Here is a 15567-nt window from a genome sequence, read left to right as displayed (position 1 = left end):
TGTGGATAGCTCAGGGCTGTGGAGAACCAGCCGGTTCAGCCGCACCCACCGGGGACCACCAGGGCGCCCACGGCCCCCATGCCGAGATGCACCCCGAGCGTCGGCCCGAATTCGGTCACGATCATCTCCCGAATGCCCGGAATGAGCTCGCGCAGCTGCTCGACCACCGTGGTGGCGGCCTCCTCGGCTCCCAGATGCTGCACGGCCACCGCGGCTCCGTCCTCGCCCGCCGCGTCCACCGCCGCCGCCACCAGTTTGGTGATCGCCTTGGACCGGGTCCGCGCCTTCTCCCGCAACTCGATCCGCCCGTCCACGATCTGCAGAATCGGCTTGGTGACCAGTTCGGTCCCGAAAAATGCCGCCGCACTGGACAATCGGCCGCCCCGTCGCAGTTGTTCGGTGCGATTGACCACGATGAACGCCCGCCCCCGCACCGAGGCCGCCACCGCCGCGTCGTACGCCACGTCCAGCGAACCGCCGTCCCGTGCCCGCCGCGCCGCGGCCAGCACCGTCAGGCCGGTGCCGAGCCCGGCGCTGAGCGAATCCACCAACCGCACCCGGTCGGCGGCCTCCATATCCCGGATCGCCTGCCGCCCGGCCTCCCAGGTCCCCGACAGCTGTCGCGAAAGATGCACGGCCACAACGCCGTCGCCCGCGCTGAGCTCCAGCGCACGCTCGTACGCCTCGCGCAGTTCCCCCGGCGACGCCGCCGAGGTCGTCACCGCCGACGAACCGTAGTCGATATCGAATTCGTCCACTCCGTCCCGGAACTGGCGATCATCGACCAGTACGTGCAGCGGGACGGTGAGCACCCCGAGGTCGGCGACGAGGTCGGCGGGCAGACTGGCCGACGAGTCGGTCACAACCACCACGGTCATGCAGTGCGAACCTCGCTGGACCGCAGCTCCGACAGCACCTTCACCATGGCCCGCGCCACGGCCCCGTGCCCCTCCCAACCCCAGTGGATGCCATCGGGATTGGCGTCGCCGGAGAAGATGTTGTCGCGCACCGCCTCGCCGAGATCGACCAGCGGCACATCATGTTTCGCGGCCCATTCCCGGGTGGCGCGCACCTGCGGGTCGCGCCCGCGGTGCACCCGTCCGTACGCCTCGCAATCGTGCACCGACGGCAGTGTTCCCACCACCGGCAGGTCGGGCCGCAACTGCGCCAACGCGTTTCGCGCCTGCTCCAGATAGTCGACGCTCACCGACGGCGGCAGCGCCACCGGGTAGCCGAGGTGGGACAGCTTGGGCTGCAACCAGTTGTATCCGGTGCGCACCTGCCGTCGCAGGAACGGCGGCCGAATGTAGCGGATCAGCTCGCGCGCCGCGGTCGGCAGCGGTGAGGGCAGCGAATCCATTCCGCCGGTGGCGAATACCACCGCCCCGGCCCGCGGCACGGCGGCCCACACCCGTGGGTCGCCGATCAGCGCCCAGTAGGCGTCGCGACAGGTCCAGCCGATGCGCGCCACCAGCTCCACATCCCAATCCAGTTCGGCCCCAACCAGATTGGGCCAGATCCGGGGATGGTCGGCGGGCAGCCCGCCCTTGGGGCCGAAGTAGGACAGCGAGTCGGCGATGACGAGCAGCACCGGCCGCTCCCCGCCGGATGCGGGTTCGGGCTCCGGCTCGGGCGCGGGTGCGCCGAGCAGCGCGTCCGGCAGATGCCGGACCTGCTTCACCTCCGACGCCCGCCGCAGCAGTTCGTCGGATACCTGCCGTTCGCCGGATACACCGTCCAACTCAGAGGACATCAGGAGCTACCTTCGCCGCCGCGTTCCACACATCGAGTCGCCACCCTGGCTGCTCGAGGCTCGGACCGTGGCTGCTCAGCTGCACCCAACTGGTATTGGCGAGCCCGCCGAGGGCAGGCCAGTTCGCGGGCGGCAGGTCGAGTACAGCCGCGGTCAGCGCCGCGATGAGCCCGCCGTGCGCGACCAGGATGATGGTACGACCCGGCCAGTCCGCCCGCTCGGTGAACAGCTCGTGCACCACGGGTAGGGCGCGGCGGCCGACCTCGAGCTTGGATTCGCCGCCGGGCGGAGTCCACGAGGCGTCCATGCGCCAGGCGACGCGCGCGCCGGGAGCCATGGCGTCGACCTCGATATGGGTCAGGCCCTCCCAGTCGCCGAGGCTGGTCTCGCGCAGCCGCGGGTCGGTGGTCACCGGCAGGCCGATGCTGTCGCCGACCGCGATGGCGGTGTCGTGGGCGCGTTTGAGATCCGAGGAGACGATGCGGATGGCGCCGCAGTCGGACAGGTCCCGGGCGATGTCCTTGGCCTGGCGGCGGCCGAGCTCACTGAGTTCGGTGTCGATCTGGCCCTGCATGCGATCGGAGGCGTTCCACTCGGTCTGCCCGTGCCGCAACATGATCAACCGGCGCACGCCGGCAAGCTTGCTCACTCGTCGTCCCCGGCCTCGTCCTGATCGTCCGAGCGCTCCGACCCGGCCTTTCCATCGCCGATGCCGTCCACCGGCACCTGCGGGCAGTCCTTCCACAGCCGGTCGAGGCCGTAGAAGTCGCGTTCGTCATTGTGCTGGATGTGGATCACCACATCGGAGTAGTCGAGCAGCGCCCACCGCCCCTCGCGGGTGCCTTCGCGGCGCACCGGCTTGCGACCGGCCTCCCGCAGCTTCTCTTCGACATTGTCGACGATCGCGTTGACCTGCCGCTCGTTCGGCGCGGACGCGATCACGAAGCAGTCGGTGATCACCAGCTGCTCGGAAACATCCAGCACCAACACATCGGACGCCAGCTTCTCGTCCGCCGCCCGCGCGGCGACCTGCGCCATCTCCAGTGCCTCGACCGATGCGCTCACCCTGCAACCTTCCCGTTCTCCGGCACGTACAGATGCCGTTTGGATATGTACTGCACAACCCCGTCCGGCACCAGGTACCACACCGGACGTCCCTCCCCAGCCCGCTTCCGACACTCGCTCGACGAGATCGCCAGCGCCGGGATCTCGATCATGGTGACCGCGTCGGCGGGGTAGTCGCGAAGGTGTTCGGCCAGATGATCGACATTCAACTCGTACCCCGGTCGGCTCACGCCCACGAATCGCGCCAACTCGAACAACTCCGCCCAATCCTGCCACGTCAGGATGTTCGCCAGCGCGTCAGCACCGGTGATGAAGTAGATATCCGCGTCCGGATGTTGTTCCCGCAGGTCGCGCAGGGTATCCACGGTATACGTCATCTTGCTGCGATCGATATCGGCCCGACTCACGGAGAACCGCGGATTGGACGCCGTGGCGATCACCGTCATGAGGTACCGGTCCTCGGCCGGGCTGACCTTCTTCCCCGCCTTCTGCCACGGCTGCCCGGTCGGCACGAAGACCACCTCGTCCAGCTCGAACCGATGCGCGACCTCACTCGCGGCAACCAGATGCCCATGGTGGATGGGGTCGAAGGTGCCGCCCATCACCCCCAATTTGCGGCGACCCGTCGTATGCACGAATGCCGAGCTTACCGATGGGCGTTTCGAGACCGGCACACCGGCGGCGAATCCGCGTCGACGGACGGCCGCGGTGCGGGCACGACAAAAGCCGCCGTGGTCGTCGTGGCCACGGCGGCTATGCGTAAGCGCTTCCGGCGGTATGCCGGGGGGTGAATCAGCCGAGCTTGTTGAAAGCCAGCGACAGTGCCGACTTCTTGTTGGCGGCCTGGTTGGAGTGGATGACGCCCTTCGAGGCGGCCTTGTCGAGGCTCTTGCTGGCCGAGCGCAGCAGGTTCAGGGCCTGCTCCTTGTCGCCCTGCGCGGCGGCCTCGCGGAACTTGCGGATGGAAGTGCGCAGCGCGGACTTGACCGACTGGTTGCGCTGCCGCGCCAACTCATTGGTGCGGATCCGCTTCATCTGGGACTTGATGTTGGCCACGCCTGTTTCCTCGTGTTCCTTCGCTTGGTGGTTTTTACGCGGGATGCAAAGTCTGCGGGCGCGCACTACTGCCTGTAGCGCAGCACCGACGGTCGAGGTTACCAGGCGGCGTACCGCCACACGAAATCGGCCCGGCCGCCGCGGCGACACGTCTTCGTCGGGGTGGGCCGTGATTACGTGGATGCGCCGCCGCTCAGCGGTATCTTCGCGGTAGCGGTTCGACCGATCTCGAGGTCGCGGTGGAGACCACCCGCCTCGCGTGACGCGTGATGCAGCGGAACACAGGAGTTCTCCGCGACCGGCGGGGACGATCCGGGAAGGTGGCCGATGTCTCCCACAGCGCAGGAAGTCGTCGAGGGTCTCACGGAATTCGAGGAAGTGTCGCTCGGGCGCAAGCTGTTCGCCGAGGCGTTCGGCACCTTCGTCCTGGTCTTGGGCGGTGTCGGCACCGCGGTCTTCGCGGGCAGCCGGGTCGGCGCGCTCGGGGTGGCGCTGGCCTTCGGATTCACCCTGCTGTTCCTGGTCTACGCCATCGGCCCCGTTTCCGGCTGCCATGTGAATCCGGCGGTCACCGTCGGGCAGTTCCTGCTCGGCCGGGTCACCGCCGTGGTCGCGGGCGCGTACATGCTGGTGCAGGTCATCGGCGGTCTCGTCGCCGGTGCGGTCATCTACGCCATCGCCCAGAACCTTCCCTCCTACGACCGCGCCGAGGACGGTCTCGGCGCGAACGGCTGGGGCGCGCACAGTCCCTCGGCCACGGAGCTGGCGGGCGTCACGCTCAACGGCTACGGCCTGGCGGCCGTCATCACCGTCGAGGTCATCCTGACCGCCCTGCTGGTCTTCGTCGTGCTGGCCTCCACCGACCAGATCTCCGATGTGCCGCTGGCGGGCCTGTCCATCGGCATCACCCTGGCGGTCATCCACCTCATCTCGATTCCCATCGACAACACCTCGGTCAACCCGGCCCGCAGCCTCGCGGTGGCCTTCTTTCAGGACGGCGCGGCCGCCCAGGTATGGGCGTTCATCGTCTTCCCGCTGGTGGGCGGCGTGCTCGGCGCACTGGTCTACGGCCTGATCTTCGGCCGGTCCCGCAATCCACTGAGCTGAATCCGTTTGAGCTGAATCCGTTCGCGCTGTGCCCGCTCCCGAGCGGGGCACGGGCGCGAAGGGCCCGCGGTGCCGATGGAGCCTCTGTGCCGATGGGCCCTCAGTGCCAGTGGAATTCGGCGCACAGGCGGTGGGCCACCCGGTCGAAGGTCTTGCGGGGCAGGATCGCGCCCTCGCGGCGGATGCCCGCCTCCGGGACGTCGAGGACGCGGTCGAGGCGGACCCAGCTGTCGCGGCCGGCGTGGTCCCACGGGCCGGAGCCGATGCCCACCCAGTTGTCGTGGTGGGCGTGGTCGGCGTTGGAGGAGAGCATGAGGCCCAGCAGGGTGTCGCGTTCGCGGCCGACCACCAGGACGGGGCGGTCCTTGCCGTTGTCGGGGTCCTCCTCGTAGGGGACCCAGGTCCAGACGATCTCGCCGGGATCGGCACGACCGTCCAGCTGTGGGCTGTACACGACGCGGCGCGCGCGTTCGACGCTCGGCACCCCCGCCGATGCCGTCGGCCGCACCGCGACGCCCGGCTTCTTGCGCGTGCCGCCGAGGGATTGGATCGTCCGCGACAGCACCGACGACCGCTGCATCCGTCCGATCAGCTTCGGCCCCTGCTGCTTGACGATCTGCGCGCCCTGCTCCTTCGCGATCAGACCCAGCTGCTTTCCGAGAGCGTTCCACGTGCCCGCCATGTCGGCAGCTTAACGGGGCGCGGCCGGGTTCTCATCCGGGCCGGATCCGGCTGTCGCGGGGCCGCACCGGACCGGGGCACGGCCACATCGGCCGACCATGGGACGATGGACGGCAGTTCACCGATCACCTGAGGAGTGGAGTGCCAAGCTTCGCGGACACGACGTTCACCGATCCCGCGCGGATCCGGAACTTCTGCATCATCGCGCATATCGACCACGGCAAGTCCACGCTGGCCGACCGCATGCTGCAACTCACCGGGGTGGTCGAGGAGCGGCAGATGCGCGCCCAGTACCTGGACCGGATGGATATCGAGCGGGAGCGCGGTATCACCATCAAGGCGCAGAACGTGCGCCTGCCCTGGCAGGTCGACGGGGAGGACTTCGTCCTGCACCTCATCGACACGCCGGGGCACGTGGACTTCACCTACGAGGTGTCGCGGGCGCTGGAGGCGTGTGAGGGCGCGATCCTGCTCGTCGACGCCGCGCAGGGCATCGAGGCGCAGACCCTCGCCAATCTCTATCTGGCCCTGGACAAGGACCTGACCATCATCCCGGTCCTGAACAAGATCGACCTCCCGGCCGCCGATCCGGACCGCTACGCCGCCGAGCTCGCCCACATCGTGGGCTGTGAGCCGGACGAGGTGCTGCGCGTCTCCGGCAAGACCGGCGTGGGCGTGACCGAGCTGTTGAACAAGGTGATCCAGGAGGTGCCGCCGCCGGTCGGTCAGGCCGACGCGCCCCCGCGCGCGCTCATCTTCGACTCCGTGTACGACACCTATCGGGGCGTCGTCACCTATGTGCGTGTGGTGGACGGCAAGCTCACCCCGCGCACCAAGATCAAGATGATGTCCACCGGCGCGACCCACGAACTGCTGGAGATCGGCATCGTGTCGCCCGAACCCAAACCGACCCGGGGGCTCGGCGTCGGCGAGGTGGGCTATCTCATCACCGGTGTGAAGGACGTCCGCCAGTCGAAGGTCGGCGATACCGTCACCACCGCGCGCGACGGCGCCGCCGAGGCGCTCACCGGCTACCGCGAACCGCGGCCGATGGTGTACTCCGGCCTCTACCCGCTCGACGGCTCCGACTATCCGGATCTGCGTGACGCCCTGGACAAGTTGCAGCTCAACGATGCCGCGCTGACCTATGTGCCGGAGACCTCGGTGGCGCTGGGCTTCGGTTTCCGCTGCGGGTTCCTCGGCCTGTTGCACATGGAGATCACCCGAGAGCGGTTGCAGCGCGAGTTCGGGCTCGACCTCATCTCCACCGCGCCGAACGTGATCTACCGCGTGATCATGGAGGACGGGGTCGAGCACATCGTCACCAATCCGTCCTTCTGGCCGGAGGGCAAGGTCCGCGAGATCTACGAGCCGGTCACCAAGGTCACCATCATCGCGCCCAGCGAGTTCATCGGCACCATCATGGAGCTGTGCCAGAGCCGCCGCGGTGAGCTGCTGGGGATGGACTACCTGTCCGAGACTCGCGTGGAGATGCGCTACACGCTGCCCATGGCCGAGATCATCTTCGACTTCTTCGACTCGCTGAAGTCGCGCACCCGCGGCTACGCCTCGCTCGACTACGAGGAGGCCGGTGAGCAGCAGGCCGCGCTGGTGAAGGTCGACATCCTGCTCCAGGGTGAGGCCGTGGACGCGTTCTCCGCCATCGTGCACAAGGACGCCGCCCAGGCGTACGGGCACAAGATGACCACCAAACTGCGCGAACTCATTCCGCGGCAGCAGTTCGAGGTGCCGATCCAGGCCGCCATCGGCTCCAAGGTCATCGCACGCGAGAACATCCGCGCCATCCGCAAGGACGTGCTGGCCAAGTGCTACGGCGGTGACATCTCGCGGAAGCGCAAACTGCTCGAGAAGCAGAAGGAGGGCAAGAAGCGCATGAAGACCATCGGCCGGGTCGACGTGCCGCAGGAGGCCTTCGTGGCGGCGCTGTCCACCGAGTCGGCCTCGGACAAGCCGAAGAAGTAGCGCTCCCGACGGGTCGCGCGAACGACGCGGTGCCCCGCTGCCCACGGGCGGCGGGGCACCGGCGTTCCCGGGGTTGCGCGGACTGCCGCCCGGGTACAGGGTGTGGGCAGCCCCGCGCCCATCCTTAAACCTTCGTAAGGTTCGAATGCAGGCGAAATATGGGGCTTGGCGTCCGTATAGGACGGATGACAAGCTATCCGGTGCATCGGTGTGCGCACCTCACATGACCTGGAGGATGTGACAGGCCGGTTTATGAGAAATAAGGTGTGAAACGATCCGATTTTCGGCGGGCGCTCCGGAGCCGCCGGAACACCCGAGAGCGGAGCCTGTATGACGCGTGACCAGTCCTTCGACGACGAGGCCGGTCGGAGCGAGGACGCGGACACCGCGTATCGCTTGGCCACCGGTGTCTCGCGCGTGGCGAGGGCCGGAGCGTACGTCACCGGCGGCGCGCTCATCGCCGCCAACGGCAGCCCCGACCACACCGGCGAGGTCCACGACAGCCGCAATGTCGGCTGGGTGCAGCCCGACGATCCGCAACCCGACGCGCCCAGCCCGGTCATCACCTTCCCCGAACTGGACCCGGAGTCCGTGCCGCCGCTGCTCGGCGGCATCGAGCCGGTCGCCGAACAGCTGGGCACCGACGCGGGCCTGTTCCCGGCCGAGTTCGGCCAGCACGGCGCACCGGGATTCGGGGACTATCCCGGCAGCGACTGGGATCCCTCGGCGGGACTGCGCCAGCCGATCGGATCCGATCCGTCCGCCGGGCTCGGGCAATCCGACTACGACCCGTCCACGGGGATCGGGCAGCCGCCGAGTGCCTTCGACCCGTCCGCGGGACTGGGGCGGCCCACCGAGGGCTTCGACCCGTCCGCGGGTCTCCAGCGACCCGCCGATTTCGATCCGTCCACCGGACTGCCCGACGCCGACCACGGCTTCGGGATGCCGGGGATCGACGACCCGCAGCAGATGTGGAGCCAGTTCGGGCAGGGGCTGAAGCTGCCCGGTACCGAGGGACTCAACCTGCCCGGGATGAACGGGGGCGGGTTCGGCCCCGCGAATCCCGGAAGTGGTTCGGACAGCGGTATTTTCGACGGCATCGGGGAGAACTTCGGTGTGGTCGTCACGACCGACACCGGATTCTCGATGCACGTCGGCCTCGACGGGGTGTGGATCGACTCGCATATGAATGTCGACATCGGCGTCGGCGATGTCGGCGATCAGCTCGACCGGTTCAACCAGTCGGTCGGGGACGCGCTCTCGGATCCGTCCAAGATCAATCCGGCGACCACGCAGGGCTCCGGGCCGGTCGACCAGTCCGTCAGCGGCCTGTCCGGGCTGCGCGGGCAGGGCACGAATTCGCCCGGGGCGGGCGCCAATTCGGCACCCGGGGCCGCGCCGGGCGCGACCGGACCGAATCCGGTCAGCGCCCCGTCCTCCGCGGTGGCCGCACCCGTCGCCCCGGTGGCCCCGGCCGCTCCCGTCGCGCCGCCCGCCCCTGTCGCGCCGCCCGCCCCGGCCCCGGCCGCCGCCGCTCCGCCCGCGCCCGTTCCGGTGCCGGTCGCGCCCGCGCCGGCCGCTCCGGCGATCGCCGCCCAGCCGGTGACCGCCACCCCGTGGCAGACCACCATCCAGCCGGACGCCGCGACCAAGCCGATCGCCAATGTGCTGGCCGCGCCCGAGGGGCCGTCCGCGCTGACCGCGCCCGCCATCGCCGCGCCCGCGCTGCTCGACACCACCCGGCCCACGGAAACCACCGCGCAGCAGCCGACCGTGGTCGCACAGCCGACCACACCCACCGGCGGTGCGCCGACGACCGCACCGCAGATCAGCACCCCGGGCACCACCGACGCGGGCGGGCTGCTCACCTCCACTCCGGGTGCGCCCACCACGTTGCCGGACCTCACCGGCACCGACACAACCAAACTCCCCGGTGTCACGGACGGTGCGACCACCACGGCCCCGGATACCGATGGTGGTGCCACTACCGCTCCGGATACCGACGGTGGTACCACTACCGCCCCGGATACCGACGGTGGTACCACTACCGCCCCGGATACCGACGGTGGTACCACTACCGCCCCGGACACCGACGGTGGTACCACTACCGCCCCGGACACTGACGGCGGTGCCACTACCGCCCCGGACACTGACGGTGGTACCACTACCGCCCCGGACACAGACAGCCCCACCACACCGGATACCGGTGCGCCGACCGGGAACGTGCCCACGACCACACCTCCCGCGCCCACCCCCGGCACCGGAATCGATGTCACCCCGGCCCAGCCGGACGATATCGGTACCGGCGTGACGCAGGTGCCGTCGATCAGCGCGCCACAGCCGAGCGTCGACCTGCCCGACGGCAACACCCCGGATGTGGATGTGCCTACCGTCGCGCCCACGCCCGCACCGAGTCTGGATACGGACGGCGGCTTGGGTACGGACGGCGGCCTGGGTACGGACAGCGGCCTCGGTACGGACGGCGGCCCCGGCGCGGTCACCCCCGAGCCGCCGCCGACCATGCCGCAACCCGCGCCGACGCCGGTCAAACCATCCGTCGCGCCGCAGCCAGCGAAACCGATCGCGGACACACAGGACAGCGGGTACCACGCCGCCCTGTACAGCGGCCACGACGGTTTCGCCTACGACGGCTCGCTCGGGTACCACGGCGGCGCCCTGTCCGCCCAGCTCATGCCCGAGGCCGCCCTCGCCGAGACCCACCATCCGGTATCCGGCTCCCTCGACATCACGCTGTTGTGATCGACGGCGACAGTCTCGCCGTCGTGAAGCATCCGGATGCGATGGCCCCGTTGCTCGAGCTGCTCGACGAGCTGCTCGAGCTGACTCGCGCCGCCGCACGCGCCGATCTGACCGGCCGGCTGAATCTGGCGCGGGCCCGAGTCGCCGATTCCCGGGTCCGGCTGGTCGTGGTCGGCGAACCGGGCAGCGGGGCCACGACTTTGGTCAATGGCCTGGTCGGGGCGGAGGTCAGTGCGGTCGGCGGCCGGGTGCCGGTGATCGTCGAATACGGTCCGCTGTCCCGGGTGACCGTAGTGCGCCAGGGTGCGGGCGGGCGGGTCGAACGCCGCGTGATCGATCCCGCCGAACGCGTGCCCGCACTGGCCGCCGAGGGGGTCATCCGCGCCGAGCTGGCCGAGCCGAGCCCGCTGCTGGCCGAGGGTTTCGTGGTGCTCGAGGCGCCCGGATCGCTCGCCGACACCCCGGCGGCCTGGTCGCTGCTGGCCGCCGCCGACGCGGTGCTGTACGTGGCCGACGCGGGTGCGCCGTTCACACCCGAACAGCTGACCCTGCTCGGCCGCATCCAGCAGGTCTGCCCCATGGTGGTCTGCGTTCTCAACAAGATCGACCGGTACCCGCACTGGCCGCAGGTGCAGCAGGAGGACCGGCAGCTGCTCGACGGAGCCGGACTCGGCTTCGCCGTCGCGCCCGCCTCGGCGCAACTGCACGAACACGCCGCAGCCACCGGGGATCAGCAGCGCGATCTGGAATCCGGTGTGCCGCAACTACTCGACCACCTGCGCGGGTACGTGCTCGGACGCGCCGACGCCGTGGCGCAGGAGGCCGCGGTACGCGATATCCGGCTCATTACCGACCATTTGGCGCTCGCACTGCGCAGTGAGGCCGAAACCCTGCGTGACCCACGGCGTTTCGGTGAGATCACCGAACAGCTGCGCCGGGTCCGCGAGGAGGCCGACCAGCTGCGCCAGCGCACCGCCAACTGGCAGGTGGCGCTGGCCGACGGCGCGGCCGAGCTGATGGCCGATATCGAACACGACCTGCGGCACCGGCTGCGCAGCCTGATCCGCGACGCCGAGGCCGAGATCGTCAAGCGGGACCCGGCCAAGCACTGGAAGGAATTCGGCGCCGACCTGGACGCCAAGATCTGCGAGGCGGTGGAGGAGAACTTCGTCATCGCCCACTACCGGTCGGTGGAACTGGCCGAGCAGGTAGCGGAGAAGTTCCCGGACGGCACCCTGCCCAAGGCCGATCTGCGGTTGGAGAATCCGAGCGAGGTGCTGGAACCGGTCGCCGCGCTCGAAACCCTCGACAGCGCCAAAGCCGGTGTGACACAGCAGGCCCTGAGCGCGCTGCGCGGCTCCTACGGCGGCATCCTCATGGTCGGCCTTGCCACCAGCCTGCTCGGCATGTCGCTGGTGAACTGGTATTCGGCGGGCGCGGGTGTGCTGCTGGGCGTGAACGCGCTGTGGGACGACCGCAGGACCCGCACCCAGCGGCGGCAGGCCGAGGCCAAGGTGGCGGTGGCGCGGCTCATGGACGACGTGATCTTCCAGGTGAGCAAGGAATCGCGCAACCGGCTGCGGGGCGTGCAGCGCATCCTGCGCGATCACTTCACCGAGATCGCCAGCGCCACCCTGCGTTCGGCCGACGAATCGCTGCGCGCGGCGGAAGAGGCGGTGGCGGTGCATTCCGGTGAACGCCGGGAGCGCCGCCTCACCGAGATCGAGGCCGCGCTGGTGCGCCTGCGGGAACTACGCGAGTACGCCGACTCCCTCGGCGAAGCCCAGGAGAGCTGACACGACAGCGCCGCGCCGCCCGCGGAGGTCATCCGCGGGCGGCGCGGCGCTGATGCCCGGGCATCAGCCACCGTGCCCCCGGGGCGCGTCAGCGTCCCGGATGCGCCGGGCTGAACTGCCCCGCGCCGTGCGACTCCTCCGCGCGGATCACGTGCATGACCGCGTTGATGAGCGCCAGATGCGTGAACGCCTGCGGGAAGTTGCCCAGATGACGGCCGGTGCGGGTGTCGATCTCCTCGGCGTAGAGCTTGAGCGGGCTGGCGTAGCCGAGCAGCCGCTCGCACAGGTGCCGGGCCCGCTGTAGTTCGCCGATCTCCACCAGCGCCGACACCAGCCAGAACGAGCAGATGGTGAAGGAACCCTCCGCGCCGGACAGACCGTCGTCGGTGGTCTCGGTGTGGTAGCGCAGCACCAGGCCGTTCTCGGTGAGTTCGTCGGCGATGGCCAGCACGGTGGCGCGCACCCGGTGGTCGTCCGGCGGCAGGAATCGGTTGAGCACCACCAGCAGCAGGGAGGCATCCAGGGCGTCGTTGCCGTAGGCCTGGGTGAACACCCCGCGCGAGTCGACGCCGTGCTCCAGCACGTCGGCGTGGATCTCGTCGGCGATATCGCGCCACTTCTTGGCGTAGTCGTACTCCCCGTGCAGCTCGGCCAGTTTCGCGCCGCGATCCAGCGCCACCCAGCACATCACCTTGGACGAGGTGAAGTGCTGCGGCTCGCCGCGCACCTCCCAGATGCCGCGATCGGGCTTGCGCCAGTTCTCGATCGCCGCCTGTACCTGCCGTTCCAGCATGGGCCACAACGTCTCCGGCACCTGCTGGCGCGACTTCACGTGCAGGTACACCGAATCCAGCAGCGTGCCCCAGATATCGTGCTGAGCCTGCTGATAGGCGGCATTGCCGACGCGCACCGGCCGCGCGCCGTCGTAACCGGACAGGTTCGGCAGCTCGTACTCGCGGATCTCACGCTCGCCGCCGATGCCGTAGAGCACTTGCAGCGCAACGGGATCACCGTTGTCGTCGCGGCACACATCGTGCAGGAAGGCGAAGAAGTCGTCGGCCTCACGGTCCAGGCCCAGCGTGTACAGGCCCCACAGGGCGAAGGTGGAGTCCCGAACCCAGGTGTAGCGGTAGTCCCAATTGCGCTCCCCACCGGGCGTTTCCGGCAGCGACGTGGTGGCTGCCGCGAGCAGCGCGCCGGTCGGCGCGTAGGTGAGGCCCTTCAGCGTGAGCGCGCTGCGTTGCAGATATCCGCGCCACGGGTGATCCGGGAAGCGCCCCAGGGTGATCCACTGCCGCCAGCATTCGGTGGTCTGCCACATCTTCTCCGCCGCGTCGGCGAAGGTGCGCGGCGGCGGGAGCTCCGACCACGACAGGGCGACGAAGACCTCGTCGCCCTCCTGCATCCGGGTGCGGGCGCGGGCCTCACGCCCCTCGATACCCAGCCGCAGGTCGGTGGTGAGGGTCAGCGCGGGGCAGGCGTCGCTGCCGCGCGCGGTGGCCTGCTCGTACACCTCGCCGGAGTACTCCCAGCGGGCCGGGGCGCCGTGGTATTCGAAGGCCGGTTCGCAGCTCATCTCCAGTTCGACGACGCCGTTCACGCATCGCACGGTGCGCAGCAGCATGTGTTCGGCATCCCAGTCCATGGGTGTCCGGCGGTGGGTGCGGCTGCGCTGGTCGGTGTTGTGCCAGGGGCCGAGCACCAGCGCGTCGCGCACGATGAGCCAGCCGGTCTCGGTTTGCCAGGTGGTCTCCACGATCAGGCCGCCCGGCAGATAGCGGCGGGCGGCGGGCACATTGCGGCCGTACGGGCCGATCCGGAAGTGTCCGGCGCTGCGGTCCAGCATGGCGCCGAACACGCTGGGCGAGTCCGGTCGCGGCAGACACAGCCACTCCACCGAACCGTTGCGGGCGATCAGGCAGTTGGTCTCGCAGTCGGAGAGGAACGCGTAGTCGTCGATGGGCGGGAAAATGGAGCGGTGGCTCGGACCGGACGACGACGGGAGATACACGTCGGGTACGTCGGGTGGGTCGCCGATGCCGTCGCGGGGCGCGAGTATTTCGCCCGCCCCCCGATCGGCCGGGGTGGGGAGTCCACCGATAGTGTCGGCGGACCCGCCGCGTAGGGTCCCGTCGGGCTCCGGTTCGTCATTGGGCGCCATACCTCATCATGGGGTCACCCGGCCCAGCTCGTCCACCGCTTCGCCTTCGGCCTAGGCTGGAGCCGTGCATCGGATCGCAGATTGGTGGGACGGCGTAGAGCTCTGGGTCGCCGGACTGCCATTCGTACCCCAGTTCGCCGTCGTGCTGGCCGCCATGGTGCCGGTCTGCTTCGGCATCGCCTACCTGCTCGACCGGGCGTTGCGTATTGCCATGCGCTTACTGGGCCGCGACCGCGCCGCCGCGCGGGAAGCCACCGTCACCACTCCCGCGCCGCGCCGGATCTCGTCCAAGGAAGCCGCCTGATGCCTCGCTCTCGTGTCCAGCTCGCCCTGATCGCCCTGCTGGTCCTGGTCGTCATCGCCTGGTTCTTCACCCGCTGAGCGAATTTCACACGGTCGCCACCGGGTTCCCGCGCGGATTGTCACCTCGTTCGCGTACGCTCCGGCCCCATGACAACCGATGAGGGTGTGGAACTGGAACAGCTCCTCGAAGTGGAGTACGAAGACGAGCCGCGGCTCATCGCAACCCATTACTGCGGCCCCGACGAGGCCATCGACATGGTGAAGGCCGCCCAGCTGCTCGGCTTGGGCGTCCGCCTGTCCAACCGGATCCGGCCCGACGAGGACGACGCCGAATCCGCCACCGAGGAGTGGATGCTCGACATTCTGGAGACTCCGCCGGTGGTGGAGGAGGACTAGACGGCCGACCGCCCGTGGTGCGCCGGGCACGCGGCGCACCACCGCCCGGCTAGCGGCGGACGGCGAGTGCGCACACCAGCGCGCAGCAGGCCAGGACGAAGCCGAGGCCGCTGGCCGCCATCGCCAACGGTTCCCGGAGCGGGTAATAGATGGTGAGCGCGTACATATTGCGGCCCACGTAGTGCACATACAACTGGCTGCCCGCCGCCCCGGCCATGAAGCCGAGGCTGCCGAGCACGATCCAGCGCCGCCCGATGCGCTTGGACAGCGGCAGTAGCAGCGCACCCCCGGCCAGCAGGGCGGCGACGACACCGGCGAACCCCGACCCCGCGGCGAGATAGCGGTAGCCCGGATAGTTGACATCGCGCAACGCGTCGGGAATATAGCTCACCCCGCCGATCGGCCCGGTGAGCTGCACCACGCACAGCAGGGCGAGCAATGAACACACCAGCGCCAGACCCGCGGCCGCCCAGGCGGCCGTGTTCCGCCGCCCCGCCCCGGCAGCC

15 protein-coding genes are annotated in these 15567 nt (G+C 69.5%); 6 read left to right on the top strand and 9 right to left on the bottom strand.

The annotated features are described in order from the left end of the window. Nucleotides 1-35 precede the first annotated feature (35 nt). The 6 genes from QMO76_RS11220 to rpsT form a co-directional block, all read right to left on the bottom strand. Nucleotides 36-878 carry a DegV family protein gene (locus QMO76_RS11220; RefSeq protein WP_306361173.1) on the bottom strand — a complete coding sequence of 281 codons (843 nt, stop codon included), beginning with the start codon at nt 876-878 and terminating at the stop codon, nt 36-38. After that, nucleotides 875-1753, bottom strand: a complete 879-nt coding sequence (gene octT / locus QMO76_RS11215) for a diglucosylglycerate octanoyltransferase (RefSeq protein ID WP_306361172.1) — start codon at nt 1751-1753, stop codon at nt 875-877. The genes QMO76_RS11220 and octT overlap by 4 nt, the downstream gene beginning before the upstream one ends. Next, nucleotides 1743-2369, bottom strand: a complete 627-nt coding sequence (locus QMO76_RS11210) for a histidine phosphatase family protein (RefSeq protein ID WP_306361583.1) — start codon at nt 2367-2369, stop codon at nt 1743-1745. The genes octT and QMO76_RS11210 overlap by 11 nt, the downstream gene beginning before the upstream one ends. A 29-nt stretch (nt 2370-2398) precedes the next feature. After that, a complete protein-coding gene (gene rsfS / locus QMO76_RS11205) occupies nt 2399-2818 on the bottom strand; it encodes a ribosome silencing factor (protein WP_306361171.1) in 420 nt (139 codons plus the stop codon). Continuing rightward, nucleotides 2815-3453, bottom strand: a complete 639-nt coding sequence (nadD, locus tag QMO76_RS11200; RefSeq protein ID WP_306361170.1) for a nicotinate-nucleotide adenylyltransferase — start codon at nt 3451-3453, stop codon at nt 2815-2817. Before nadD ends, rsfS begins: the two co-directional genes overlap by 4 nt. A 157-nt stretch (nt 3454-3610) precedes the next feature. Further along, on the bottom strand, nt 3611-3874 hold the full coding sequence (rpsT, locus tag QMO76_RS11195; RefSeq protein WP_306361169.1) for a 30S ribosomal protein S20: 264 nt from the start codon (nt 3872-3874) through the stop codon (nt 3611-3613). A 327-nt stretch (nt 3875-4201) separates the two neighbouring features. Here rpsT and QMO76_RS11185 point away from each other — a divergent pair, with 327 nt between their 5' ends. Continuing rightward, entirely contained in the window at nt 4202-4981 is a 780-nt protein-coding gene (locus QMO76_RS11185) for an aquaporin (protein WP_306361168.1), read from the top strand. Nucleotides 4982-5081: 100 nt separating this feature from the next. Here QMO76_RS11185 and QMO76_RS11180 read toward each other — a convergent pair whose 3' ends face one another. Further along, on the bottom strand, nt 5082-5663 hold the full coding sequence (locus tag QMO76_RS11180; RefSeq protein ID WP_306361167.1) for a type II toxin-antitoxin system PemK/MazF family toxin: 582 nt from the start codon (nt 5661-5663) through the stop codon (nt 5082-5084). 140 nt (nt 5664-5803) lie between these two features. Between QMO76_RS11180 and lepA the strand changes: the two genes are divergently transcribed. The 3 genes from lepA (at nt 5804) to QMO76_RS11165 (ending at nt 12201) form a co-directional block, all read left to right on the top strand. Next, nucleotides 5804-7645 (top strand): translation elongation factor 4, encoded by a 1842-nt coding sequence (gene lepA / locus QMO76_RS11175; protein ID WP_306361166.1) that lies wholly within the window; start codon nt 5804-5806, stop codon nt 7643-7645. Nucleotides 7646-7975: 330 nt separating this feature from the next. Next, complete coding sequence (locus tag QMO76_RS11170; protein ID WP_306361165.1) at nt 7976-10405, top strand: hypothetical protein; 2430 nt, start codon at nt 7976-7978, stop codon at nt 10403-10405. A 23-nt stretch (nt 10406-10428) separates the two neighbouring features. Next, the gene (locus QMO76_RS11165; RefSeq protein ID WP_306361164.1) at nt 10429-12201 is read left to right on the top strand and encodes a hypothetical protein; all 1773 of its coding nucleotides are present in this window, start codon (nt 10429-10431) and stop codon (nt 12199-12201) included. An 88-nt stretch (nt 12202-12289) separates the two neighbouring features. On the opposite strand, the gene QMO76_RS11160 is transcribed toward QMO76_RS11165, so the two are convergent. Further along, a complete protein-coding gene (locus QMO76_RS11160) occupies nt 12290-14362 on the bottom strand; it encodes a glycoside hydrolase family 15 protein (protein ID WP_306361163.1) in 2073 nt (690 codons plus the stop codon). Nucleotides 14363-14426: 64 nt separating this feature from the next. On the opposite strand from QMO76_RS11160, the gene QMO76_RS11155 reads away from it, so the two are divergent. Both QMO76_RS11155 and QMO76_RS11150 read left to right on the top strand, forming a co-directional pair. Then, complete coding sequence (locus tag QMO76_RS11155) at nt 14427-14666, top strand: hypothetical protein (RefSeq protein WP_306361162.1); 240 nt, start codon at nt 14427-14429, stop codon at nt 14664-14666. A gap of 146 nt (nt 14667-14812) precedes the next feature. After that, a complete protein-coding gene (locus tag QMO76_RS11150) occupies nt 14813-15061 on the top strand; it encodes a hypothetical protein (RefSeq protein WP_306361161.1) in 249 nt (82 codons plus the stop codon). A gap of 49 nt (nt 15062-15110) precedes the next feature. Here the strand turns inward: QMO76_RS11150 and QMO76_RS11145 are convergent. Beyond that, nucleotides 15111-15567, bottom strand: a 457-nt coding sequence (locus tag QMO76_RS11145) for a hypothetical protein (protein ID WP_306361160.1), incomplete at its 5' end; no start/stop codon positions are given.

This window comes from Nocardia sp. CC227C, assembly GCF_030767025.1.
Taxonomy (GTDB): Bacteria; Actinomycetota; Actinomycetes; order Mycobacteriales; family Mycobacteriaceae; genus Nocardia.
This window is presented reverse-complemented; position numbering and strand designations above follow the sequence as displayed.

What these genes read in the sequence shown, in the direction of transcription:
- QMO76_RS11150 (WP_306361161.1), top strand. Translation starts at nt 14,813, where the DNA reads ATGACAACCGATGAGGGTGTGGAACTGGAACAGCTCCTCGAAGTGGAG.
- QMO76_RS11220 (WP_306361173.1), bottom strand. Translation starts at nt 878, where the DNA reads ATGACCGTGGTGGTTGTGACCGACTCGTCGGCCAGTCTGCCCGCCGAC.
- QMO76_RS11210 (WP_306361583.1), bottom strand. Translation starts at nt 2,369, where the DNA reads ATGTTGCGGCACGGGCAGACCGAGTGGAACGCCTCCGATCGCATGCAG.
- octT (WP_306361172.1), bottom strand. Translation starts at nt 1,753, where the DNA reads ATGTCCTCTGAGTTGGACGGTGTATCCGGCGAACGGCAGGTATCCGAC.
- QMO76_RS11180 (WP_306361167.1), bottom strand. Translation starts at nt 5,663, where the DNA reads ATGGCGGGCACGTGGAACGCTCTCGGAAAGCAGCTGGGTCTGATCGCG.
- QMO76_RS11185 (WP_306361168.1), top strand. Translation starts at nt 4,202, where the DNA reads ATGTCTCCCACAGCGCAGGAAGTCGTCGAGGGTCTCACGGAATTCGAG.
- QMO76_RS11160 (WP_306361163.1), bottom strand. Translation starts at nt 14,362, where the DNA reads ATGGCGCCCAATGACGAACCGGAGCCCGACGGGACCCTACGCGGCGGG.
- QMO76_RS11170 (WP_306361165.1), top strand. Translation starts at nt 7,976, where the DNA reads ATGACGCGTGACCAGTCCTTCGACGACGAGGCCGGTCGGAGCGAGGAC.